The following is a 20,368-nucleotide window of genomic DNA, read 5'->3' as shown; positions in this document are numbered from 1 at the left end:
CGCGATGGATTTCTCTCCGCCCGTCCGACGACCGATGGCCGAGCCGTTCGTGCCGATGATCAACGTCGTCTTCCTGTTGCTCATCTTCTTCCTGATGACGGCGCAGATCGCGCCGCCGGAACCATTCGAGATCACCCCGCCCGGCGCCGACAGGGGCGCTGCGCCGGGTGGCCCGGTCACGCTCTATCTTTCGCCGGAGGGCGAGATGGGATTCGGCGACACGCGCGGAGATGCCGCGCTGGACGCGGTGAAGGAAGCCGCGGCGGGCGAGGTCTTTCTCGTTCGGGCCGATGCGGGGATGGAGGCCGCGACTCTCGCCGCCGCGCTGAGAAAAATCTCGGAAGCGGGCGTCGAGCGGGTCGAGATCGTGACGGCGCCGCGATGAAACGTCTGGCGGAAGCGATTCTTTTCACCTCTCTCGCGGCAGGTCTGCACCTCGCCGTATTCTGGGCGCGCCCCGCCGATGACGGCCCGTCCGCCGGCGGCGTCGGCGGCGCGGCCGACATCACCCTCGCCGGCGCCGCGCCCGAGACTGTCGCGCTGGTCGCGGAATGGGAGCGGACGCCCGAGATCGCGGCGCCGCCTGCCGCTTCGCGGCAAACCAGCCCCCCGGAGATCGCCCCGGTCGAAACGCCGCGCGCCGGTCTGGCGACACCGCGCCTGAAGGAGCCGCCGCAGAGTGCGCCGCCGCCGGACGCATTGACAGCGCCCTCGTTTGAGGCGCTGGCGGAACCGGTTCCCGACACCCCGGTCGAACTCGCAGAGCTCCTTCGCCCGGAAACGACCGAGGCGCCGCCGCCGAAGCCTGTGGCAGAGCGCATCGCTCGCCTTGAGCCGGCCGCCGCTCCGGAGCCGCCGCGGGCCCGCGCCGCGCCGCCGCGCGCGCCGGAGAACGCCATGCCGCCGCCTGAGCCTGAAGAGACCAGCGCGCCCGAGGCCTCACCCCCGCCGCAATCGCGCCCGGAGCGCGCGCCGGCGCCGCCAAAGACCGTGACGAAGCCGAAGCCGGCGCCAGCGCCCCCGCCGCCGGAGACCAACCCGGCCCCGGCGGCGAACGAGATGGCGAATGACGGCGCCGGCGACAGCGCGCCGGCGTCGCTCGCCGCGGGGGACGGCGGCGGAGCGGAGGCGGGCTCCGGCGGCGCCGATCAGGCGCTTGGTTCGGGCGCTTCAGCGGCGCTCGCGCAGCTCTGGGGCGGCGCCATCCGGCGGGAGGTCGAGGCGCGGAAGCGATTTCCACGAAACGTGCGGCGCACCGGCGTCACTATGGTGGCGCTCAGGGTCGCGCGGACCGGGGCGCTGGTGTCTTCGCATGTTCGCGAAAGCTCTGGCTCGAAAGCGCTGGACGAGGCGGCGATCCGGGCGGTGCGCGACGCTGCGCCCTACGCCGCCGCGCCCGATGGCCTGTCGGGCGCAAGTTTCGAGTTTGCGCTGCCGGTGGTTTTCAGACGTTAGACGCCGGGCGGGTGAAGCAGGCGCCGAGCCGCTTGGCCTCCTCCTTGATGAGCCGGGCGATCATCGGCGCGCGGTCGTCGCCCATCCGGTCGCTGATCGCGGCGACGCTGATCGCCGCCGCGACGCGTCCGGAGGCGTCGAGAACCGGCGCGCCGATCGCGCACATGCCGGCGACGATGCGTCCGTCATTGAAGGAATGGCCGCGCGCGCGCGTCTCCCGCGCAAGACGGTGGAGGTCTTCGGGGGTGAAGCCGGGAAACCCGGCCAGGCGCTCTTCGTTACCGGCGACGATCTCCGCGATCTCCTCCAACGGCAGAAAGGCGAGGAGTGCAAGCGAGCCGGCTCCTACGCCGAGCGGGCGTCGGTCGCCGGCGTCCAGCGTTAGTGTCCGGATCGGGAACGCGCCGACCTGACGATCGAGGCAGACCGCCTCCAGCCCTTCGCGGACAGAAAGAAAGATCGTATCGCCGGTCTCCCGCGCCAGCCGCAACAGCGACGGGCGGGCCAGTTCCACCAGATCGTGACGCGCCGCGAGCGCGCCGAGCCGGACGATCTCATGGCCGACATGATAGCGTTTCGTCGCCGCCGACTGATAGGCGAAACCGACCTCCGCCAGCGCGGTGAGCAGGCGGTGGGTCGTCGCCTTGCCGAGGCCGCTTTCGCGGGCGACGTCGGAAAGTCGCAGGCCTTCGGCGGCTTCGCCGGCGAGAAGCCTTATGATCGTGGCGACGCGCTGCACGGATTTGACCGAGGCGTCGCCGCCGGGCCGGCTGGCCGTCATCGCGCCGCCCAGTCGAGCAGTACGCCCCGCGCTTGCGCGCCGACCCGTGCGCCGAGCGCATGGGCGGCCTCGTTCACGGCGGAAATCACGCCATCCTCGAAGCTGGAGCGCGCATCGCCGATCCGGCAGCTGTCGGCGGCGACGGTGAAGGCGGCGATCCTGCGCGCGTCCAGCGCCGGCAACCGCGCCAGGCCGGCGTTTTCGACGCCGATCCCCGCGTCGTTGAAGACGCCGGCGAAGCCCGTCGCCTTCAGCGCCTTCGCCGGATCCCCCCCGACCAACCCGCCATGCGAGCCGGTGACGATGATCGCGCCCTCGTCGCCGGGGCCGACCATCGCCGCTGAATCGAGCAGGAGGATCGGGCGCCGGCCCGCCTGATCGACGGCGTTGCGTCCCTCGCCGATGGATGGCGGCGCGGCGGTTACGGTTGCGGGCGCGGCCGCCAATTTCCGCGCCGCCTCGGCGACGGGATCGCCCGGGCGAACGTCAAGGCGCGCGGCGATTTCGTTGGCCCGGCTAATCGTTCCCCGCGCCAGCATGTCGTCGACATCGCCAATGCGGCAGGAGAGGTGCGAAGCCGCGGCGGCGGGGATCCCAAGTGCGGCGAAATAGGGCAGGGAGGCGATTCCGGCCTCCTCCCGTCCGATCCCGGCGTCGCAGAGGATCGCCGCGCGCACCCCGGCTTTCGCGAGCAGGTAGCCGGGATATAGTCCGCCATGCGAGCCGCATACCACCATCGCCCCCGCCGCGCGGGCGGGCAGACTGGTCGCCGTGTCAGCGGTGATGACGCGATTGCCGCCCAGCATGTGCGCTCCTTTCGATGCGGCTCAGGCGACGCGGTCGCCCTTTTTCACCTGCACGGTGCGATTGTCGACGCCGGGCAGCATGTGCGCGGGGTCGCGGGTGACGACGACATCGATCAGCGTCGGTCCGTCGGTGTTCGTGAAGGACTTAGCCAGCGCGCCGGCCAGATCGTCCGGGCTCTCGACCCGCAGCCCGAGGCAGCCGAGCGCCGTGGCGACATTGGCGTAGTTCACCTCTTCAAGGTCGCTCGACTGATAGGCGTCCCGCCCATACATCAGGTGCTGCAACGCCTTCACATAGCCCGAGGCGGCGTTGTTGACGACGATCACCGTTAGCGGCAGCTTCAGCCGCCGCGCGGTCTCCAACTCCCCCATCACCATGTTGAAGCCGCCATCGCCGGTCAGTCCGATCACGCGTCGCCCCGGCGCGGCCAGCGCGGCGCCCATGGCGCCCGGCAGGCCGTAACCGATCGAAGCGAACCCCCGGTCCGGGACGAAGCCGCGCCCGGCTTCCTTGGTGTCATAAAGCAGGCCGCCCCAATGCGCCGCGAAACCGCCATCGGCGACGAGGACGCCGTTCGCCGGCATCGCCTTGTTCACCTCGTTCAGCATCCGGGCCATGTTGATCGGCCGCTCACCGGAGGTGAGGCGCGGCTCCACCGATTTCCGCCATTCCGCCATCTTCGCCGCCACTTCATCAGCGTAGCCCTGCTGGCGCGTCTTGATCGCATCCGCCCGGTCGGCCAACGCGCTAGCGAGACCGGTCAACCCCTCGCGCGCGTCCGACCAGAGCCGGAGAGCCGGCGAGAAAGTCCGGCCGAATTCCTCCGCCACGTTGTCGAGGTGGATGACGGTCTTGCCGGCCGCCGGCACGCTGTAGCGTTTGGTCGCGATCTCGCCGAGCTTGCAGCCGGTGACGAGAAGGCAGTCGGATTCCTCGATCAGCGCGTTGGCGATTCGGTCGTAGCGCCCGAAAAGCCCTGCGCTGAGCGGGTCGATGCAGGCGATCGCGCCCTTGCCGGTCATGGTGTGCGCGACGGGGAGGTTGATGGCGCGCGCCAGCGCCTCCGCCGCCTTCGCGGCGCCGCTGATATGGACACCGCCGCCGCAAAGCATCAGAGGCCGCTTCGCCTTCGCCAGCATGTCGGCCGCCTGTGCGAGATCGGCCGCGGCGGGCGCGCAGCGTAGCGCCGGGGATGACGCGAGCGCCTCGTCGATCTCGAATTCGGCGGGATCGAAGGGAAAGGTGTCGTGGCAGATATCTTCGGGGATATCGACGACGACCGGGCCGGGGCGCCCTGAGGTCGCCACATGGAAGGCCCGCTTCACCAGCTCGGGCAGCCGCTCGATCATCTCGACGCGGATCAACTCCTTGCAGGCCGGGCGGAGAATTTCGACCTGCCGCGATTCCTGCGTCATGTTCTTCCATGAATGCATCCGGTGGGTGTCGCCGACGAAGACAACCAACGGCGAGCCGGCGTTCAGCGCCTCCACCAGACCGGTGACGAGATTGGTCGCCCCTGGCCCCAGCGTGGCGTCGCAGACCCCGACGCGGCCGGAGACCTTGGCGTAAGCGTCGGCGATGAAGACCGCGCAGCGCTCGTCATTGATCAGGTTGTGATTCAGCCCGATCCGGCGCGCGGCGTCGTAGAACGGCAGAAGCTGAAAGCCGCCCATGCCGAACATCGGCCCCGGCTTCGCCGCCTTCAGGATACGGGCGAGCGCCTCGCCGCCAGTCATTTCATTGGGGATCTCGGAAGAGGTCACGGGGTCGTCTCCTGCGGAAGAGTTCATGTCAGACGCGGTAGCCGAGCATTTCAGGGAGCCAGAGCGCGATGCCGGGAAAGAGAATGACGAGAAGCAGCGCGCCGCCCATCGTCAGCATCAGCCAGAGCACCCATGGGATCGTCTCCTCGATGGGCACGCGGGCGATGCGGGCGGTGATCATCAGGTTGACGGCGACCGGCGGTGTGAACTGACCGATGGCGATGTTCATCGCCATCAGGATGCCGAACCAGGTGAGGTTCCACTCGAACGCCATGGCGATGGGAATCAGCAGCGGCAGCGTGATCAGATAGATCGAAACCCCGTCGAGGATCATCCCGGCAAAAAGCAGCACCACCATGATCATGATCAGCACCAGCGAGCCGTCATCGCTGACCGAAAGGATGGCCGCGGCGGCATGATCGAAGGCGCCTAGGGTCGAGCCCGCCCAGGCGAAGAGCCCGGCGAGCGAGATGATGATCATCACCACGGCGGAAATCTCCGCGCTGTCGGCGAGCACCCGCCAGACATCGCCGAGGCTCATGTTGCGATAGAGGAAGACCCCGACGAACAACCCATAGGCGACAGCGACCGCGGCGGCTTCGGTGGGGGTGAAAAGCCCCGAACGCAGTCCGCCGAGAATGATGACCGGCGCCATGAGCCCCGGAACCGCTTCGCGAAGGCTCTTCCAGAACGGCGGACGCTCGCCATGTTCGGCGGCGCCGAAATTCTTCACCCGGCTGATGATCAATGTCGGGATGATCACCGCGAGTCCGGCGAGGACGCCGGGAAAGACACCGGCGGCGAACAGCGCCCGAAGGTCCACCCCGGGCACTAGGATCGAATAGATGATCAGCGCGATCGAGGGCGGGATGAGGATCGCGGTCGAAGCCGAGGCGGCGATCAGGCCGGCGGAGAAGGAGCGCGGATAGCCCGCCTTCATCATCGACGGGATCATGATCGTGGCGACCGCCGCCGCGTCCGCCGGGCCGGAGCCCGACATCCCGCCCATGATCAGGCAGACCAGTGTCGCGACGATGGCGAGCCCGCCTCTGCGCGGCCCGACGATCGCCTGCGCGAAGGTAACCAGCCGGCCGGCGACGCCGGAGCGCTCGAACACCATCCCGGTCAGCACGAAGAGCGGGATCGCGATCAGCGGATATTTCGCGACCGAGGCGTAGGTGTTGGTTCCGATCATCGCCACGGTGTTGAGGTCGAGCCCGACCGCGACCGCCGCCGCACCGGCGAGGCCGAGCGCGACGGCGATCGGCGCGCCGATCAGCAGAAGGAGAACGAAAACCCCAAGAAGAAGGAAATTCGCTGCGATCACAGCCGGCCTCGCAGCAAGGCGTTGAGCCTTCCCATAAGGCGCGCGATGATCGCGACGCTGAGGATCGGCAGCCAGATCGTGTAGATCCAGTTCGGATAGCCAAGACCGGGCGAGGTTTCCTCGAAACGGTATTCGTCCCAGGAGAGCTCGGCGCTATAGCGCAGGACGAGCGCGAACATCAGCATTGACGCCAGAAGCGCCGCGACGTCGCAGGCGCGTTTCCAGCGTGGCGACAAATGCTCCGGCACGAAGCCGATGCGGATATTCTCGTTCGTCGCGAAGGCGAGCGAGCCGCCGATGAAGGTCAGCAGGACGAGAAGAAAGACCGAGAATTCCTCAGTGAAGGCGAAGGACACGTTGGTCGCGTAGCGGACGACGACATTCGCGAAGCTGATGAAGCAGATCGCGGCCATCGCCGCCGCGGCGAGCGAGCGTTCGATGGAGATCGAGACGCGGGTGTGATCGGCGGTTCCGCGCGTCGATTCGCCTTCGTGGATTTCGGGGCCGCTATCGGACATGCGCGTTCTCGATATGAGCGGGCGGACGAATGCCGTCCGCCCGGTTGGTTCGGATCAGCGGTTGGCGATGGACTCTTCGGCCATGTCGACCAGTTCGGGGTCGATCTTTTCCTTCCACTCGTCATAGACGCCGCGCGTCGCGTCGATGAAGGCCTGACGCTCCTCCTCGGTCAGTTCGACCACGTCGACGCCCTTGGCCTCGATCGCCTCGATCGCGGACTTGTCGTTCCCGGTCATGCCTTCACGCGCGATCTCGATGCCCTTCGCGCCGGCGTCGATCGCCGCCTGGCGGACAATCTCCTGATCCTCGGGCGTGAAGCTGTCCCAGACATCCTGATTGACCGCGAAGATCAGCGGATCGGCGACATAATGCCAGAGCGTGAGGTTGTTCTGACCGACCTCGTAGATCTTGGCGACGGCGAAGACGGAAACTGGGTTCTCCTGCCCGTCCACCGCGCCGGTGGTCAGCGCCGGCTTGGCGTCGGCCCAGCTCATCTGCGTCGGGTTGGCGCCGAGCGCGGTGAAGGTGTCGTTGAAGAGCGGCGAGCCGACGACCCGCATCTTCAGCCCTGCGAGATCCTCGGGCGTGTGGATCGGCTTTTGCGAGTTGGAGACCTCCCGGAACCCGTTCTCGGCCCAGGCGAGGGGCACGACGCCCTTGTCGCTCAGAATCTCGAACAACTTGTCTCCGACCGGGCCCTGGGTCAGCGCGTCGATGGCGGCGTAATCCGGCATCAGGAAGGGCAGCGAGAAGAGGTTCAGCTCCTTCACCTGCGGCGACCAGTTGATGGTGGAGCCGACCGCCATGTCGATGATCCCGCGACGCATCGCGGTGAATTCCTTGGTCTGATCGCCGGAGACCAGCTGCGCGCCCGGATAGACCTTCATCTTGATGCGCCCGTCGGTGCGCTCGCCCACCATCTCCGCCCATGTCTCGGCGGCGATCCCCCAGGGGAAGGGCGCAGGGACGACGGTCGAGATCTTGTATTCTTCCTTGTAGTCGGCGGCGAGCGCGGGCGCCGCGGTCATCGCGGCGAGCCCCGCGGCGAGCGCCAGTTTCATTATCTGCATCGGTCGTCTCCCTCTTTCGGTTTTTTCAGTCAGCAATCATCTCGCGCGCCGTCTTCGCCACCGCCGCCGCCGTCACCCGCACCTCGTCCTCGAGGCCGGGCGAATAGCTTATCGGGATGCGCGGCGCGCCCAGCCGGCGGATCGGCGCTTTCAGATCCCGGTGCATCGTTTCCGCGGCGCTCGCGGCGATTTCGGCCCCGAACCCGGCGACGGCGACCGCCTCGTGGACGACGAGCAGCCGCCCGGTGCGCTTGAGACTGGCGAAAACCGCCTCGCGGTCCCATGGCCAGAGCGAGCGCAGATCTATGACCTCTGCCCCGATTCCCTCCGCCGCGAGCGTCTCCGCGGCCTCGCACGCGACGTGAACCGCCGCCGACCAGGAAACTATGGTGAGATCGTCGCCCTTCCGGGCGATCCGCGCCTTGCCGAATACGCCCGGCGCGTCGGACTCGGGTGCGTCGCCCTCGAGCGGCCAGAGATTCTTGTGTTCCATGAAAACGACGGGATCGTCGGCGCGGATCGCCGCCTTCAGCATCGCGTAATTGTCCGCCGGGGTGGCGGGAACCGCAACGATGAGCCCCGGAACATGCGCATACCATGCTTCCAGCGATTGCGAATGCTGCGCCGCCGAAGAGCGCCACATGCCGATCGGCTCGCGCACCACCATCGGCACCCGTGTCTGGCCGCCGAACATGTAGCGCGCCTTCGCCGCCTGATTAACCAGTTCATCGACGGCGCAGAGCGCAAAATCGGAGAACCGCATCTCGACGACCGGGCGCGCGCCCATCATCGCCGCGCCGACCGCGGCGCCCATGATACAGGCTTCGGAGATCGGCGCGTCAGAGATCCGGTCCGCGCCAAATTCGTCGACGAGCCCCTTGTATTGCCCGAAAACCCCGCCGCGCCCGAGGTCTTCGCCTACCGCCCAGACGAGGGGGTCGCGCCGCATCTCTTCCGCGAGCGCCTGTCTGCCGGCCTCGATATAGGTGATCGTCGCCATCAGAACGCTCCCTCGCGCGGGTCGCCGATATCCTGAACATCGGCGTAGGCGAGCGCCTTCTCCGGCCAGTCGGTCGCCTTGGCTGCTTCGAAGGCCGCGATCATCTCCGCTTTCGCGGCTTCCGCGATGGCGTCGAGATCGGCCTCTTCCTCGCCGGCGTCGCGAAGCGCGCTGCGGATCGCGGCGATCGGCTCGCCTCGCCAGCGCGCATCCACCTCGTCGGAGGGGCGATAGGCGGCCGGATCGAAGCTGGTGTGCCCGGTCAGCCTGTAGGTGCGGGCGAGGAGGAATCGCGGTTTTCCACGTCGCGCCTCAGCGATCAGATCGCGCGCGACCTCGTCCACGGCGACAAGATCGTTGCCGTCTACCTCCGCGGTTTCGATCCCGATCGCCGCGGCCCGCGCCGCTGGCCCGGCGCCCGCCGTCATCGCGCTGGTGCGCGTCGTGGCGGCGAAGCCGTTATCTTCGCAGACGAAGAGGATTGGCAGGTTGAAAACGCCGGCCCAGTTCAGCCCTTCGAGGAACGGGCCGCGATTGGTCGCGCCGTCGCCAAAGAAACAGATGACGACCTCATCGCCGCCCCTCAGCTTGATCGCATGAGCGGCGCCGACGGCGATGTTGATATTTGCGGCGACGACGCCGTTGGCGCCTAGCATCCCGACCCCGAAATCCGCAATGTGCATCGAGCCGCCCTTGCCCTGGCTCGTGCCGCCGGCGCGGCCCATCAACTCGCGCATCATGGTCAGCGGATCGGCGCCCTTCGCCATGGTGTGACCATGCCCGCGATGGGTGGAGAGGATGATGTCGGCGCGCTCGAGATTGCCGCAGACCCCGACGGCGACCGCCTCCTGCCCGATCGACGGATGAATCGCGCCGAGGACGAGATTCGCTTCCGCCGCCCGGATCGCGGCTAGTTCGAATTCGCGGATTCGCAGCATCTCTTGATAGAAGCCGCGGTAGCGTTCGACATTCAGGTTGGGCGCTCGCGGCGGTTGAGCTGCTGACACTCCGGCGCTCCCCTTCTTGGCGCGGCGTCGTACGAAACCCGGACCGCGGCGCTACGCCCAGACGATGCGGCGCGGCCCTGTCGCCCAGCGTATTCCCGTCCGCGCCGCGTCATGGCGTGTTCCACAATACGGAACCAATTTCTCATAAAATGGAACTAAAATTCGGTCAAGACGCCCTCTACCGCCCGTGTCACGCAGAGCATGCGCCGTTTCTAGGGGCGCAGCGTTGCTCAGTCAGCGTCCCCCGGGCCTCAAGGCGAAGACCACGCCGGCGCGCGTCGAGCGGAGCTTGCCCGGCCGGCTATCGCGAATGTGGCGAACTGCGGTCGGGCGGCTGGTTTTCCGTGCGGTCCCGCATTCTCGATCGAACGCGGAATCGACGCTGGCGTGGGTGACGCGCCCAACGCCCCGTGTCGGATCTGAAGGGTTCATTCCCCGTCGCTACGGGCGCGCGCGGACGCATGGACGAAATCGTAGAAAGAGGGTGATTCCGATGCCGGATACGAAAACCCGAGCCTATGCGCCGATCCGTACGAAATGGCGTGGCGGCGAGCGCTGGGAATTGGAGAACAGGGAGGCAGACGACGAGGAAGGTGGAAATCTCCCTTCAGGATCAGCGGAAACCGGATGAATTCCAAACTGAACCCGATTCCTTCGCGGCGTCATTCTAGGTGAAACGCCGCTGGTATCCCGTAGGGGAATCGAACCCCTGTTTTCGCCGTGAGAGGGCGATGTCCTGACCGCTAGACGAACGGGACGCGCAGCGTGGACCCTCACCTAGAAAGACTCGGGCTCCGCGTCAAGAGGCCTCTGCCGTCCGGTGTCGGCGGCTTGCGCCCCGCCGGTAATGGAGGTATCGGCCCGACTTGTCGCCGCGCGAGGATAAAGAATGACGATCACCCGCCCCATGTTGATCGGCGTCGCCGCCATGGCGGCGGTGGTGGTGGCCTCGAACATCCTCGTCCAGCACATGTTCGGCGATTGGCTGACCTGGGGCGCCTTCACCTATCCGATCGCGTTTCTGGTGACCGACCTCACCAATCGCGCTCTCGGCGTTGGCGCGGCGCGGCGCGTGGTCTTCGCCGGATTCGCAATCGGCGTCTTGTGTTCGCTCATCGCCAGCCGGTTCCTGAACGAGTTTGGCGAGCCGCTGGTCACATTCAGGATCGCGCTCGGCTCCGGGCTGGCGTTCCTGTCGGCGCAACTTCTCGATGTCGCGGTGTTCGACCGGTTGCGCGTCGGTGCGTGGTGGCGCGCGCCGCTGGTCTCGTCGCTGTTCGGTTCCGCGCTCGACACCGTGATTTTCTTTTCCGTCGCGTTCTCCGCCGCGTTCATGTTCCTGGCGCCCGCGGACCCGAACGGCTGGGCGCGGGCGGTGGTTCCATTCATGGGCGCGGGGCCGGTCCTGCCGCTCTGGATATCGCTCGCGGCGGCGGATTTCGCTGTGAAGCTGGCGCTCGCGCTTCTGGCGCTGGTCCCGTTTCGGGCGCTCGCGCGTCGTCACGCATAAAGGCTTGCGTTTCCTCTCGTTCGGCCACATGTTTCTCGCAGTCGCAACAACTGAAAGGAGGTGGTCTGATGCATCATGAGATCGTCGGAGCTTCGGACGGAACGCAGCGTGCTGACGGAAAGGGGCAGCCCTCTTTCAGGTGATGCGCGCGGCCTGCGGGGGTAGCCCCGCACCGGCCGACGCCCGGGATACTCAGGAGGGCCGCTCGCACCGAGCGGCCCTTTTGCATTCAGCCGCCCCGGCACGGAGCCAAAGATGATCCGCGTCACCGACGAGATCGAAATCGCCGAATGGGAGTTGATCGAAAGCTTCATTCGCGCCTCGGGGCCGGGTGGACAGAACGTCAACAAGGTTTCCACCGCGGTGGAGTTGCGTTTCGAGGCCGCCCGTTCGCCGCACCTGCCGGATCAGGTGAAGGCCCGGCTTCGGCGTCTCGCCGGCCGGCGCTGGACGGTCGACGGCGCGCTGATCGTCACCGCCTCCGAACATCGCATGCAGGGCCGGAACCGGGAGGCGGCGCTGGAAAAACTGATCGCTCTGATCGCCGAGGCCGCCATTCGCCCGAAACCCCGTCGCCGGACGCGGCCCACGCTCGCCTCGAAACGCCGCAGGCTGGATTCGAAAGCGCGGCGCGGCAAGGTGAAGGCCCTGCGAGCGCCGCCAGATTCCGAAAGCTGACCCGTTTCAGGTTCGGGCGGATAGAGAGGATCGGTTTTCGCGCTCGACAGCAATGCGGGAGAGGCGGGGAAACCCCATCAGTCTGAACCAGAGACGATCCGGTGGGAGGCGCGCTCTAGTGTCCGCCCGTGCCGGGTTTCAACACAAAACGCTTGTCGCAATAGGGGCACTCGACAAAGCCCTTCGCGCCGACTGTCAGCCAGACGCGGGGATGGCCGAGCGCGCCGCCGCCACCGTCGCAGGCGACGCTTCGCGAGTCGATTTCCTGTGTTTCGGGCGCTTCGATCGGCATCTGGACAATCCTTCGTTGCGACGTCATCGGATTTAGGCGATGGGCGCGGCGACAGCAAGCCGCGCCTTAGCGGGGGCGCTTTTCCGCGACGCGCAGATAGGCGGCGACCAGGGGCTCGACCTGGTGGTCCCAGTTCAGTTCAGACTCGACGCGTTTGCGCCCGATCGCGCCCATTTCCGCCGAGCGCGCCGGATCGTCGAGCAGCGCGACGATCTTCGACGCCATGTCGGCGGTGTCGTTCGGGCGGGCGTAGAGCGAGGCGTCGCCGGCGGAGTAGCGCCCTTCGCGCACCTCGAATTGCACGATGGGTTTGGAGAAAGCCATGTATTCTAGGATCTTGTTCATCGTCGACTTGTCATTCATCGGGTTCACCCGATCCGGGTTGACGCAGACATCCGCTGAAGAAAGTGCGGAGAAAAGCTCGGAATCCGGCGCGCGGCCGGTGAAGGTGACGTGATCTGAAAGGCCCAGATCGGCCGCCTGCTGCTTCAGCCCGTCGAGCACCGGACCGCCGCCGACGAGCACGAACTGGACGTCGCGGCCCATGTCGAACACGATCCTGCGCGCCGCTTCGAGCAGGAGGTCGATCCCCTCCTGATCCCCCATCACGCCGACATAGCCGACCATATGGGCGCGTCCGTTCCGCCATTTCGCGTCCGGGGGCATCACCTCTAGCCGGCCGAGATCGGGCCCGGAGCGGACGACGAACACGTCCTCGGCGCCTTTACCGCCACGGGTCATGGCGATGTCGCGATAGGAGTTATTGGTGGAGATCACCACCTGGGCGGCGCGGAAGGTCAGTTTCTCGAACATCACCATCAGCTTCCAGAAGAAGCCGCGCTTGCCGAATTTCGCTTCGTAAAGTTCTGGGTTGATGTCGTGATGATCGAAGATGAAGCGCGCGCCGCCGAACCATTTGAAGGGCAGCGCGACGAGGAACATCAGGTCCGGAGGATTGCAGGCCTGGATCGTGTCAAAGCCCCTCGCGCGCCGAATCTTCAGCGCGAGACGCATCTCGTGCCAAAGCGCGGCGCCGTATTCGAGCAGGTAGCCGGACGCGCCCTTGGCGTCGATCGGCAGGGGATGACGGTGGATGTGAACACCGTCTATCTCCTCATAGCGCGCCTCGTAGCCCTTGCCTGTCGGGCAGATGACCGAGACCTCGGCTCCCGCGGCGGTCAGCGTCCGCGCTTCATGCCAGACGCGCCGGTCGAAAGGGAGCGGGAGGTTCTCCACGATGATCAGGATGCGCCGCTCGGCGAGCGGACGCGTCGCCCGGATGCGGTCGAGATTCGGCGTGGCGGAGGAGGTCATCAATCGAGCCGGCCGAGGTCGCGCCTGTCGGACGCGTTCCCGAGATCGAGCGCGTTCACCGTGGCGTTGGCGGCCAGCACGCGGTCATATCGGATGCTCTCGGCATGGGTCTTGTCGACCAGAAGCCGCTCAAGCGATGGCAACTGGCTGTAAGCGTAGCCGAGATTGGCGCCGATGAGCATGTCGGCGTCGATCGCGGGGTCGAAAATCTCCAGCTGGAAGCCGGCGGCGAGGAGTTTGCGGGCGAGATCGACATTCGGGCTTTCCCGAAGATCGTCGGTTCCGGCCTTGAAGGCGAGCCCGGCGAGAAGAACGCGCGCGCCGGGGGCGAGGCCTTCGGCGGCATATTCGAACAGGCGGTGCTTGTGCGCTTCGTTCGAACGGATCAGGCTGTCTACGAGATGCGTGTTCGCGCCAGTGTCGGCGGCGATATACTGCAACGCGCGCACGTCCTTAGGCAGGCACGATCCGCCAAACGCGCCGCCGGGACGCGTATAATAGGGTGAGATGTTGAGCTTGGTGTCGGAGACGAAAATCTCGTGCACCTTCGCGGCGGACATGCCCAGATTGAGGCAGACCCGTCCGATTTCATTGGCGAACGCGACCTTCACCGCGTGCCAGGAATTGTCGACGAACTTGGTGAACTCGGCTTCGCGGAAATGGACGTTGAAGGTCTGCGCGTCGATATTCGCGTTCAGGGCCTCCATCGCCGGGTCGGGCGTTCCGTCCTTCGTTCCGATGACAATCTTGGGCGGCGCGAAGTAATCCTTTACGGCGGAACCCTCACGGAGGAATTCAGGGTTGTAGACCAGGCGCACCGCGCGCCCCCAGTCGGGGCCGAGCTGCGCCGCGAAAATCGGCGAGATCAATTCCTCCATCGTGCCGGGACGGATCGTGGATCGATATACGACGGAGAGGGGTTCGGCGCGGTCGGGATTGACCGCGGCGGCGATCTGCCGCGTCACATCGGCGATATAACCCATGTTGTGCGAGCCGTCCGCGGCCGAGGGCGTGCCGACGCAGACGATGGCGAGCTGCGCGGAATCGAGGCTGTCGCCGATCGAGGTGCGCGCGGTGATCAGCCCGGCGTCGAGCGCGGTCGTCAGCATCTTCTGGACTTCGGGCTCGACGATCGGCGCGCGGCCCGCGTTGACGCTCGCGGCCTTGCGCTCGGAGACATCGACGCCGGTCACCTTGTTGCCTTCGCTGGCGATACAGCACGCGGCGGTGAAGCCGACATAGCCCAGTCCGAAAATCACGATCTCCATGACGTCCCATCCTGTCTTCGCCCGCGCCGCGGAACGCCGTAGCAGATCGGGCGGGTTTTTGCCAAGCATAAGGGTTTCCTTGCGAATATCACCGTCCTACCTTAACCATCCGCTTCGGCTGTGGGTGCGCGCGCCGCATCGCGCGCAGGCGTTTGGAGGCGCTAAGATATGATCCATCCGGTCATTCTCTGCGGCGGTTCGGGGACGCGGCTCTGGCCGTCCTCGCGCGCCGCCTTCCCAAAGCAGTTCTCGCCGCTTCTTGGGGCGGAGAGCCTTTATCAGACGACGTTGCGGCGGCTGTCGGGCGAGGGATTCGCGGCCCCTCTCGTGATGACCGCGGCGGATTTCCGTTTCCTTGCAATGGAGCAGGCGGCGGCGATCGGGTTGATGGACGCGCAGGTGATGATCGAACCTGTCGGACGCAACACCGCCGCCGCCGTGCTGGTCGCGGCGCTGAGCCTGGCGTCGGATCCTGAGGCCCTGATGCTTGTCGCCCCGTCCGACCATGTCATCGCCGACGTGACGGCGTTTCACGCCGCTGTAGAAGTCGGGGTCGAAGCGGCGCGTGCAGGGCGGCTCGTCACCTTCGGCGTACCGCCGACGCGGGCCGAGACGGGTTATGGCTATCTCGAACTCCTTAAGCCGGCGACGGAGGGCGAAGCGGCCGAGGTGACGCGCTTCGTTGAAAAACCCGACGCTGCGCGCGCGGCCGAGATGGCGGTGAGCGGGCGGCATCTCTGGAACGCCGGAGTTTTCCTGATGCGCGTCGGCGATGTCATCGCGGCGTTCGAGCGCTACGCGCCGGAGCTGGTCGCGCCTTGCCGCGCGGCGCTGGACTCGGCGGCCGAGGATCTCGGTTTTCTGCGTCTTGGGCCGGAATACGCCGAGGCGGAGGACATCTCGATCGACTTCGCGGTGATGGAGAAGGCCGACCGACTCGCCGCGGCGCCGCTCGACGCCGGCTGGTCCGATCTCGGCGCGTGGGACGCGCTCTGGGAGGCGGCGGAGCGGGACGCGAATGGCGTCGCCATCTCCGGCCCGGCGATCGCGAAGGACTGCCGCGATACGCTTCTGCGTACGGAGGAGCCGGGGATGACGCTGATCGGGCTCGGGCTCGACAGGATCGTCGCCGTCGCCATGCGCGATGCGGTGCTGGTCGCGGATATGGACCGCGCGCAGGAAGTGAAGGGGCTGGTCGCGGAACTGAAGGCGGCGGGGATTCAGCAGGCGACGGACTATCCGCGTTTTCACCGGCCCTGGGGTTGGTATGAGACGCTGTGCATGGATTCGCGATTCCAGGTGAAGCGGATCTGCGTGAAACCGGGTGGCTTGCTTTCGCTTCAGAGTCATGTCCACAGATCCGAGCACTGGGTCGTCGTCGCCGGCACTGCGAAGGTTACGGTCGGCGAAGAGGTTAAGCTGCTGACCGAGAACCAGTCGGTCTATATCCCGCTGGGCGCGGTGCACCGGATGGAAAACCCCGGCAAGCTTCCCATGTATCTGATCGAGGTTCAGACCGGCGCCTATCTCGGCGAGGACGATATCATCCGCTACGAGGACATCTATGACCGAAACTGAGCCGCGCCCGCGCGCCGATCTCGTTCCGAACACCTGGGCCTTTCTCTCCGAGGCGCTTGTCGCGCCGAAGGGCTTTCGCGAATACGACGCGCGCTGGCGCTTTCCGGAGGAAATCAACCTCGCGGGGGTGGAGGCGCTCGGCCTCGGGCTCGGGACGCAGATGGCGGAGGCCGGCGTCGGGCCGGATATCGTCGTCGGTCAGGATTACCGCGATTATTCGGCGGCGGTGAAGACCGCGCTCATCCTCGGGCTGGTTCGCGCCGGCGCCGTGGTGCACGACATCGGCCCCGGTTTGACGCCGACCGCCTATTTCGCGCGCGCGCATCTGGGCGTCGATCCGGTGGCGATGGTCACGGCCTCCCACAATCCGAACGGTTGGACCGGGGTGAAGATGGGGCTGAAGCCGCCCCTGACGCATGGGCCGGAGGAGATGGCGCGCCTGCGCGATATCGTGCTTGGCGGCGCAGGCGTCGAGCGGCCGGGCGGACGCGTGGTGCGGGAAAGGGGCGTCGGCGAGGCTTACCTCGATGATCTCGCCGGCGGTATCCGGCTCTCGAGGCCACTGAAGGTGGTCTGCGCCTGCGGCAACGGCGCCGCGGCGGCGTTCGCGCCGGCGCTGCTGGAGCGGATCGGTGCGGAGGTCGTGCCGCTTCACGCTGAGCTTGACTACACCTTTCCGCATTACAACCCGAACCCCGAAGCGATGGAGATGCTCCACGATATGGCGCGGGCGGTGAAGGAATCGGGCGCCGATCTCGCGCTCGGTTTCGATGGCGACGGTGACCGGTGCGGCGTCGTGGACGATCGCGGCGAGGAGCTTTTCGCCGACAAGATGGGGGTCCTGCTGGCGCGCGACTGGGCGAAGACGCATGCGCCTGCGCATTTCGTGGCGGATGTGAAATCGACCGGGCTTTTCGCCACCGACCCGGAGTTGATCGAGGCGGGCGCTACGACCGAATACTGGAAAACCGGTCACAGCCACATGAAGGCCCGCGTCGCCGCGACCGGGGCGCTGGCGGGGATCGAGAAATCGGGGCACTACTTTCTCGCCCCCCCGCTGGGTCGAGGCTACGATTGCGGGATGCGAGTAGCGGTGGAGATCTGCCGGATGTTGGACCGGCGTCCGGACAAGCGGCTCTCCGATCTCGTTGCGTCGCTGCCTCTGACCTATGCGATGCCGACGCTGTCGCCATTCTGCGCGGACGATGTGAAATACGACGTGGTGGAGCGGGTGCTTTCCGATCTAAAGGCGCTGGCCGCGGAAGGGGGGACGCTGGGCGGGCGCGCCATAGAGGGGCTGGTGACGGTGAACGGCGCCCGCGTGCAACTGGAGGGCGGAGACTGGGCGCTGGTGCGGGCGTCATCCAACACCCCGAATCTTGTCGTGGTCTGCGAAAGCACAGCGAGCGAGGAGCAGCTCCGCGCGATTTTCGACGATCTGGATTCGATCATCCGGCGCCAGCCGGAGGTCGGCGAATACGATCAGAGTTTCTGAGCAGCCTACTCCCCCGCGCCGTGAACGGCGACCTGCGTGATGTCCGCATCCTGCGGTCTGATCGCGCGGAATTTTTCGCGCACGCCTGCATCGGTCAGTTCGCGTTCAACGATCAGTAACGTGTTCGGTTCCTGGTCCTCGCAGAGTTCCTCCATGAACCCGATCTCTTCGCGTGCGGCGGCGAGCGCTGCTTCGCGGCCGGGCGCCCCGTAGTAGGTCTCGAAATGCGCCGCCAGCGACTCGGTGAGCGCGTCCAGTTCCTCTTGTTCGATCTTCGCCACGGCGACGAAAGTCGCGCGCCCGAAGCTCTCCAGCCCGAGCCAGCCGTTCGCGAACGCCTGTCGCGCCTTGCCGGTCAGTTCGCCCGAAGTCCAGTTCGAGAACTCGAAGCCGCCCGAGAGCGCCCATTCGTCGCTCGCTGCGGGGCGGGCGAAGACGTTGCGGTCGCTCTCGTCGAAATGGATCGTCCGGGCGAGCTTTCGCACTCAGTCCTCCAGCATCGCCGTGAGCGGGATGAGGCGCGTCGCGGCTCCGTCACGCAAGAGCATTCCGCCGCGCTCGTCAATCCCGATGAAATCGCCGGTCTGCGCGGTGCCCTTGAGGCTGAACGAAACCTGCTTTCCCAGCCGCCACGCCCGCGCGCGCCATTCGGCGTGAAGGCGCGCCATGCCATCGTCGAGCCAGTAATTGATCCAGACCAGCATATGGCGGGACCAGCTTTCGATGAGGCGCGGCGCGGGGATATCGCCGCAGCCCTCTTCATGGAGCGATGTCCGGTTGGGCGCGCGGCCGGGCTCGCCCTCGATGGGGGCGAGCGGAACCTCGACGCCGATCACCAGCCATGCGGGTTCGGCCTCCGGGTCGATGGTGGAAGCGGCCGCGCGAAAGCCGCCGCAGCGCGCGCCATTGACCCAAAGGCCGTCAGGCCACGCCAGATGAGCGGCGAGTTCCGGCGGTGCGAGCGCGCCGAGCGCGTCGGAGAAGCCGAGCCCGCAGGCGAAGACCATCGCCATCGCATCCTCAAGCGCGCATTCGGGAGCGAGGATTAGCGCGGCTGCGAGTTTCTCGTCGCTTTCGTTATGCGCGATCAGACCGGGGTCGGCGCCCTGTTGCGCGGCGGCGACGGCGTGGCGGAACGGGTCCGGCGCCGTTTCGCCGCGCAAGAGTGGCGGAAAGGAAAGGTCACTCATCCTGCGCCGGCTTCGATCAGCTCGCGCGCGATGGCGCGGAAGGCCAGCGCCTGCCGGCTTTCGGGTGCGGAGACCACGATCGGCGCGCCGCCATCGGCGGCCTTCCGGATCTCGATGTCGAGCGGGATCTCGCCGAGAAACGGGAGGCCGAGCCGCTCCGCGTCGGCCTGCGCGCCGCCATGCCCGAAGATGTGCTCCTCGAACCCGCAATTCGAACAGATATGCGTCGACATGTTCTCGATCATGCCGAAGATGCGGGTGTTCATCTTGGCGAACATGTCGAGCGCTTTTCGAGCATCGAGCAGCGCGAGGTCCTGCGGCGTCGAGACGATCACCGCGCCGGTCACCTCGAACTTCTGCGTCAGCGTCATCTGAACGTCGCCGGTGCCGGGCGGCAGGTCGACGATCAGCACGTCGAGCCGGCCCCATCGCACCTGGTTCATCATCTGCTGAAGCGCGCCCATCAGCATCGGGCCCCGCCAGACTACGGCCTCGTCCTCCGCCGTCATCAGCCCGATCGACATCATCGTCACGCCATGATTACGCAATGGCATGATGATCTTGCCGTCAGGCGAGGCGGGGCGGCCGGAGACGCCGAGGATGCGGGGCTGCGACGGCCCGTAGACATCGGCGTCGAGCATCCCGACGCGCCGCCCCTCCGCCGCCAGCGCGACCGCGAGATTGCCGGCGACGGTGGATTTGCCGACGCCGCCCTTGCCGGAGGCGATGGCGATGATGCGCTCGACGCCGGGTATCTTCTGCGGCCCCTGCTGTTTCGGCCGGCCGATGTTCAGTTCGGGCGGCGGACCCTTGGCCGCCTTCGGCGCGGCCGGGGCGGTGGCGACCGCCAGCACCTTCTCGACGCCGGCGAGCGCCTCCAGCCGTTCCACCGCCGCCTTGCGCGCGCTCTCGGTCATCGCGCCATCGCGGCCCTCGACGACGAAGCGCACCGTCCCGCCATCGATATTGAGCGCGCGGATGATGTCGGCGGAGATCAGGTCCGCGCCGCTCTCGGGGTCCGTCACCTCGCGGAGCGCGGCGACGACGGCGTCGCGGGTCAGGCTCACGTGTCGGCGACCTGGATGTCGCCTTCGACGGTGTGGCTGAGCCCGGTCTCCTCGATGGTGAGGACGACTTTCGCCCTGACCTTGCCGCCCTTCAGCGTCCCGGCCTCGCGCGCCTTCCGGATCGATTTCTCGATTTCCTGCTGGGAGGTCACGCCCACCTGCTTCAGGAATTTCCGCATCGACATGTTGAACGCGTCATCAGTCATCGTCTTTCCCTTCGTCTTGCTTGTCGCTTCAGCGCCAGCCC

At 66.9% G+C, this 20,368-nt stretch carries 21 protein-coding genes and 1 tRNA gene; 6 read left to right on the top strand and 16 right to left on the bottom strand.

Translation table 11 applies throughout. From position 1 onward, the window contains the following. Positions 1–4: 4 nt before the first annotated feature. Both G5B40_RS09280 and G5B40_RS09275 read left to right on the top strand, forming a co-directional pair. Entirely contained in the window at positions 5–385 is a 381-nt protein-coding gene (locus G5B40_RS09280) for an ExbD/TolR family protein (RefSeq protein WP_165097798.1), read from the top strand. Beyond that, positions 382–1,455, top strand: coding sequence for a TonB family protein (locus G5B40_RS09275; RefSeq protein WP_165097796.1), 1,074 nt, complete (start codon positions 382–384; stop codon positions 1,453–1,455). Before G5B40_RS09280 ends, G5B40_RS09275 begins: the two co-directional genes overlap by 4 nt. On the opposite strand, the gene G5B40_RS09270 is transcribed toward G5B40_RS09275, so the two are convergent. The 9 genes from G5B40_RS09270 to G5B40_RS09230 form a co-directional block, all read right to left on the bottom strand. Next, entirely contained in the window at positions 1,445–2,236 is a 792-nt protein-coding gene (locus G5B40_RS09270; protein WP_165097794.1) for an IclR family transcriptional regulator, read from the bottom strand. The two genes, G5B40_RS09275 and G5B40_RS09270, sit on opposite strands and share 11 nt — an antisense overlap. Continuing rightward, positions 2,233–3,042: a hypothetical protein gene (locus G5B40_RS09265; RefSeq protein ID WP_165097791.1), complete on the bottom strand. Its 810-nt coding sequence runs from the start codon at positions 3,040–3,042 to the stop codon at positions 2,233–2,235. Before G5B40_RS09265 ends, G5B40_RS09270 begins: the two co-directional genes overlap by 4 nt. A 21-nt stretch (positions 3,043–3,063) precedes the next feature. Further along, positions 3,064–4,806 (bottom strand): thiamine pyrophosphate-binding protein, encoded by a 1,743-nt coding sequence (locus G5B40_RS09260; protein WP_246209783.1) that lies wholly within the window; start codon positions 4,804–4,806, stop codon positions 3,064–3,066. A gap of 28 nt (positions 4,807–4,834) precedes the next feature. Further along, entirely contained in the window at positions 4,835–6,133 is a 1,299-nt protein-coding gene (locus G5B40_RS09255; protein ID WP_246209780.1) for a TRAP transporter large permease, read from the bottom strand. Continuing rightward, the gene (locus G5B40_RS09250; protein ID WP_165097787.1) at positions 6,130–6,651 is read right to left on the bottom strand and encodes a TRAP transporter small permease; all 522 of its coding nucleotides are present in this window, start codon (positions 6,649–6,651) and stop codon (positions 6,130–6,132) included. The genes G5B40_RS09255 and G5B40_RS09250 overlap by 4 nt, the downstream gene beginning before the upstream one ends. Before the next feature lie 54 nt (positions 6,652–6,705). Then, positions 6,706–7,722 (bottom strand): DctP family TRAP transporter solute-binding subunit, encoded by a 1,017-nt coding sequence (locus tag G5B40_RS09245; protein ID WP_165097785.1) that lies wholly within the window; start codon positions 7,720–7,722, stop codon positions 6,706–6,708. Between the two features lie 25 nt (positions 7,723–7,747). Beyond that, the gene (locus G5B40_RS09240; RefSeq protein WP_165097783.1) at positions 7,748–8,722 is read right to left on the bottom strand and encodes an alpha-ketoacid dehydrogenase subunit beta; all 975 of its coding nucleotides are present in this window, start codon (positions 8,720–8,722) and stop codon (positions 7,748–7,750) included. Continuing rightward, entirely contained in the window at positions 8,722–9,729 is a 1,008-nt protein-coding gene (locus tag G5B40_RS09235) for a thiamine pyrophosphate-dependent dehydrogenase E1 component subunit alpha (protein ID WP_246209777.1), read from the bottom strand. Before G5B40_RS09235 ends, G5B40_RS09240 begins: the two co-directional genes overlap by 1 nt. Positions 9,730–10,412: 683 nt before the next feature. Continuing rightward, positions 10,413–10,487, bottom strand: a tRNA-Glu gene (locus G5B40_RS09230). Between the two features lie 137 nt (positions 10,488–10,624). Between G5B40_RS09230 and G5B40_RS09225 the strand changes: the two genes are divergently transcribed. Together G5B40_RS09225 and arfB are read left to right on the top strand one after the other, a co-directional pair. Next, positions 10,625–11,239 carry a queuosine precursor transporter gene (locus tag G5B40_RS09225; protein WP_165103458.1) on the top strand — a complete coding sequence of 205 codons (615 nt, stop codon included), beginning with the start codon at positions 10,625–10,627 and terminating at the stop codon, positions 11,237–11,239. 255 nt (positions 11,240–11,494) lie between these two features. After that, on the top strand, positions 11,495–11,917 hold the full coding sequence (arfB, locus tag G5B40_RS09220) for an alternative ribosome rescue aminoacyl-tRNA hydrolase ArfB (RefSeq protein ID WP_165097781.1): 423 nt from the start codon (positions 11,495–11,497) through the stop codon (positions 11,915–11,917). 115 nt (positions 11,918–12,032) lie between these two features. Here the strand turns inward: arfB and G5B40_RS09215 are convergent, their stop codons facing one another. The 3 genes from G5B40_RS09215 to G5B40_RS09205 all read right to left on the bottom strand — a co-directional run bounded on the left by G5B40_RS09215 (position 12,033) and on the right by G5B40_RS09205 (position 14,860). Then, entirely contained in the window at positions 12,033–12,209 is a 177-nt protein-coding gene (locus tag G5B40_RS09215) for a zinc-finger domain-containing protein (RefSeq protein ID WP_211907437.1), read from the bottom strand. Positions 12,210–12,275: 66 nt separating this feature from the next. Continuing rightward, on the bottom strand, positions 12,276–13,523 hold the full coding sequence (locus G5B40_RS09210) for a glycosyltransferase family 4 protein (RefSeq protein WP_165097776.1): 1,248 nt from the start codon (positions 13,521–13,523) through the stop codon (positions 12,276–12,278). Then, positions 13,523–14,860 carry a nucleotide sugar dehydrogenase gene (locus G5B40_RS09205; RefSeq protein ID WP_246209775.1) on the bottom strand — a complete coding sequence of 446 codons (1,338 nt, stop codon included), beginning with the start codon at positions 14,858–14,860 and terminating at the stop codon, positions 13,523–13,525. The genes G5B40_RS09210 and G5B40_RS09205 overlap by 1 nt, the downstream gene beginning before the upstream one ends. 99 nt (positions 14,861–14,959) lie before the next feature. On the opposite strand from G5B40_RS09205, the gene G5B40_RS09200 reads away from it, so the two are divergent. Together G5B40_RS09200 and G5B40_RS09195 are read left to right on the top strand one after the other, a co-directional pair. Then, positions 14,960–16,369 carry a mannose-1-phosphate guanylyltransferase/mannose-6-phosphate isomerase gene (locus tag G5B40_RS09200; protein ID WP_165097774.1) on the top strand — a complete coding sequence of 470 codons (1,410 nt, stop codon included), beginning with the start codon at positions 14,960–14,962 and terminating at the stop codon, positions 16,367–16,369. Continuing rightward, positions 16,356–17,864, top strand: coding sequence for a phosphomannomutase/phosphoglucomutase (locus G5B40_RS09195; RefSeq protein WP_165097772.1), 1,509 nt, complete (start codon positions 16,356–16,358; stop codon positions 17,862–17,864). The genes G5B40_RS09200 and G5B40_RS09195 overlap by 14 nt, the downstream gene beginning before the upstream one ends. Positions 17,865–17,869: 5 nt before the next feature. On the opposite strand, the gene G5B40_RS09190 is transcribed toward G5B40_RS09195, so the two are convergent. From G5B40_RS09190 to G5B40_RS09175, 4 genes are read right to left on the bottom strand one after another with little or no spacing between them, the layout of a single operon-like run. Continuing rightward, positions 17,870–18,349, bottom strand: coding sequence for a DUF6505 family protein (locus tag G5B40_RS09190; protein ID WP_165097770.1), 480 nt, complete (start codon positions 18,347–18,349; stop codon positions 17,870–17,872). Continuing rightward, positions 18,350–19,054 carry a biotin/lipoate--protein ligase family protein gene (locus tag G5B40_RS09185; protein ID WP_165097768.1) on the bottom strand — a complete coding sequence of 235 codons (705 nt, stop codon included), beginning with the start codon at positions 19,052–19,054 and terminating at the stop codon, positions 18,350–18,352. After that, a complete protein-coding gene (locus tag G5B40_RS09180) occupies positions 19,051–20,121 on the bottom strand; it encodes an Mrp/NBP35 family ATP-binding protein (RefSeq protein WP_165097766.1) in 1,071 nt (356 codons plus the stop codon). The genes G5B40_RS09185 and G5B40_RS09180 overlap by 4 nt, the downstream gene beginning before the upstream one ends. Further along, positions 20,118–20,327, bottom strand: a complete 210-nt coding sequence (locus G5B40_RS09175) for a DUF6494 family protein (protein ID WP_165097763.1) — start codon at positions 20,325–20,327, stop codon at positions 20,118–20,120. The genes G5B40_RS09180 and G5B40_RS09175 overlap by 4 nt, the downstream gene beginning before the upstream one ends. Positions 20,328–20,368: the final 41 nt, after the last annotated feature.

This window comes from Pikeienuella piscinae (assembly GCF_011044155.1).
Classification (GTDB): Bacteria; Pseudomonadota; Alphaproteobacteria; order Rhodobacterales; family Rhodobacteraceae; genus Pikeienuella; species Pikeienuella piscinae.
The sequence above is the reverse complement of the archived record's forward strand: the minus strand, read 5'-3'. Positions and strand labels throughout refer to the sequence as shown.

Bases quoted from the DNA above. Each gene is read 5' to 3' on its own strand.
- G5B40_RS09215 (WP_211907437.1), bottom strand. From the start codon at position 12,209: ATGCCGATCGAAGCGCCCGAAACACAGGAAATCGACTCGCGAAGCGTC.
- G5B40_RS09275 (WP_165097796.1), top strand. From the start codon at position 382: ATGAAACGTCTGGCGGAAGCGATTCTTTTCACCTCTCTCGCGGCAGGT.
- G5B40_RS09200 (WP_165097774.1), top strand. From the start codon at position 14,960: ATGATCCATCCGGTCATTCTCTGCGGCGGTTCGGGGACGCGGCTCTGG.
- G5B40_RS09240 (WP_165097783.1), bottom strand. From the start codon at position 8,722: ATGGCGACGATCACCTATATCGAGGCCGGCAGACAGGCGCTCGCGGAA.
- G5B40_RS09185 (WP_165097768.1), bottom strand. From the start codon at position 19,054: ATGAGTGACCTTTCCTTTCCGCCACTCTTGCGCGGCGAAACGGCGCCG.
- G5B40_RS09280 (WP_165097798.1), top strand. From the start codon at position 5: ATGGATTTCTCTCCGCCCGTCCGACGACCGATGGCCGAGCCGTTCGTG.
- G5B40_RS09250 (WP_165097787.1), bottom strand. From the start codon at position 6,651: ATGTCCGATAGCGGCCCCGAAATCCACGAAGGCGAATCGACGCGCGGA.
- G5B40_RS09175 (WP_165097763.1), bottom strand. From the start codon at position 20,327: ATGACTGATGACGCGTTCAACATGTCGATGCGGAAATTCCTGAAGCAG.
- G5B40_RS09245 (WP_165097785.1), bottom strand. From the start codon at position 7,722: ATGCAGATAATGAAACTGGCGCTCGCCGCGGGGCTCGCCGCGATGACC.
- G5B40_RS09210 (WP_165097776.1), bottom strand. From the start codon at position 13,523: ATGACCTCCTCCGCCACGCCGAATCTCGACCGCATCCGGGCGACGCGT.
- G5B40_RS09270 (WP_165097794.1), bottom strand. From the start codon at position 2,236: ATGACGGCCAGCCGGCCCGGCGGCGACGCCTCGGTCAAATCCGTGCAG.
- arfB (WP_165097781.1), top strand. From the start codon at position 11,495: ATGATCCGCGTCACCGACGAGATCGAAATCGCCGAATGGGAGTTGATC.
- G5B40_RS09205 (WP_246209775.1), bottom strand. From the start codon at position 14,860: ATGCTTGGCAAAAACCCGCCCGATCTGCTACGGCGTTCCGCGGCGCGG.
- G5B40_RS09195 (WP_165097772.1), top strand. From the start codon at position 16,356: ATGACCGAAACTGAGCCGCGCCCGCGCGCCGATCTCGTTCCGAACACC.
- G5B40_RS09265 (WP_165097791.1), bottom strand. From the start codon at position 3,042: ATGCTGGGCGGCAATCGCGTCATCACCGCTGACACGGCGACCAGTCTG.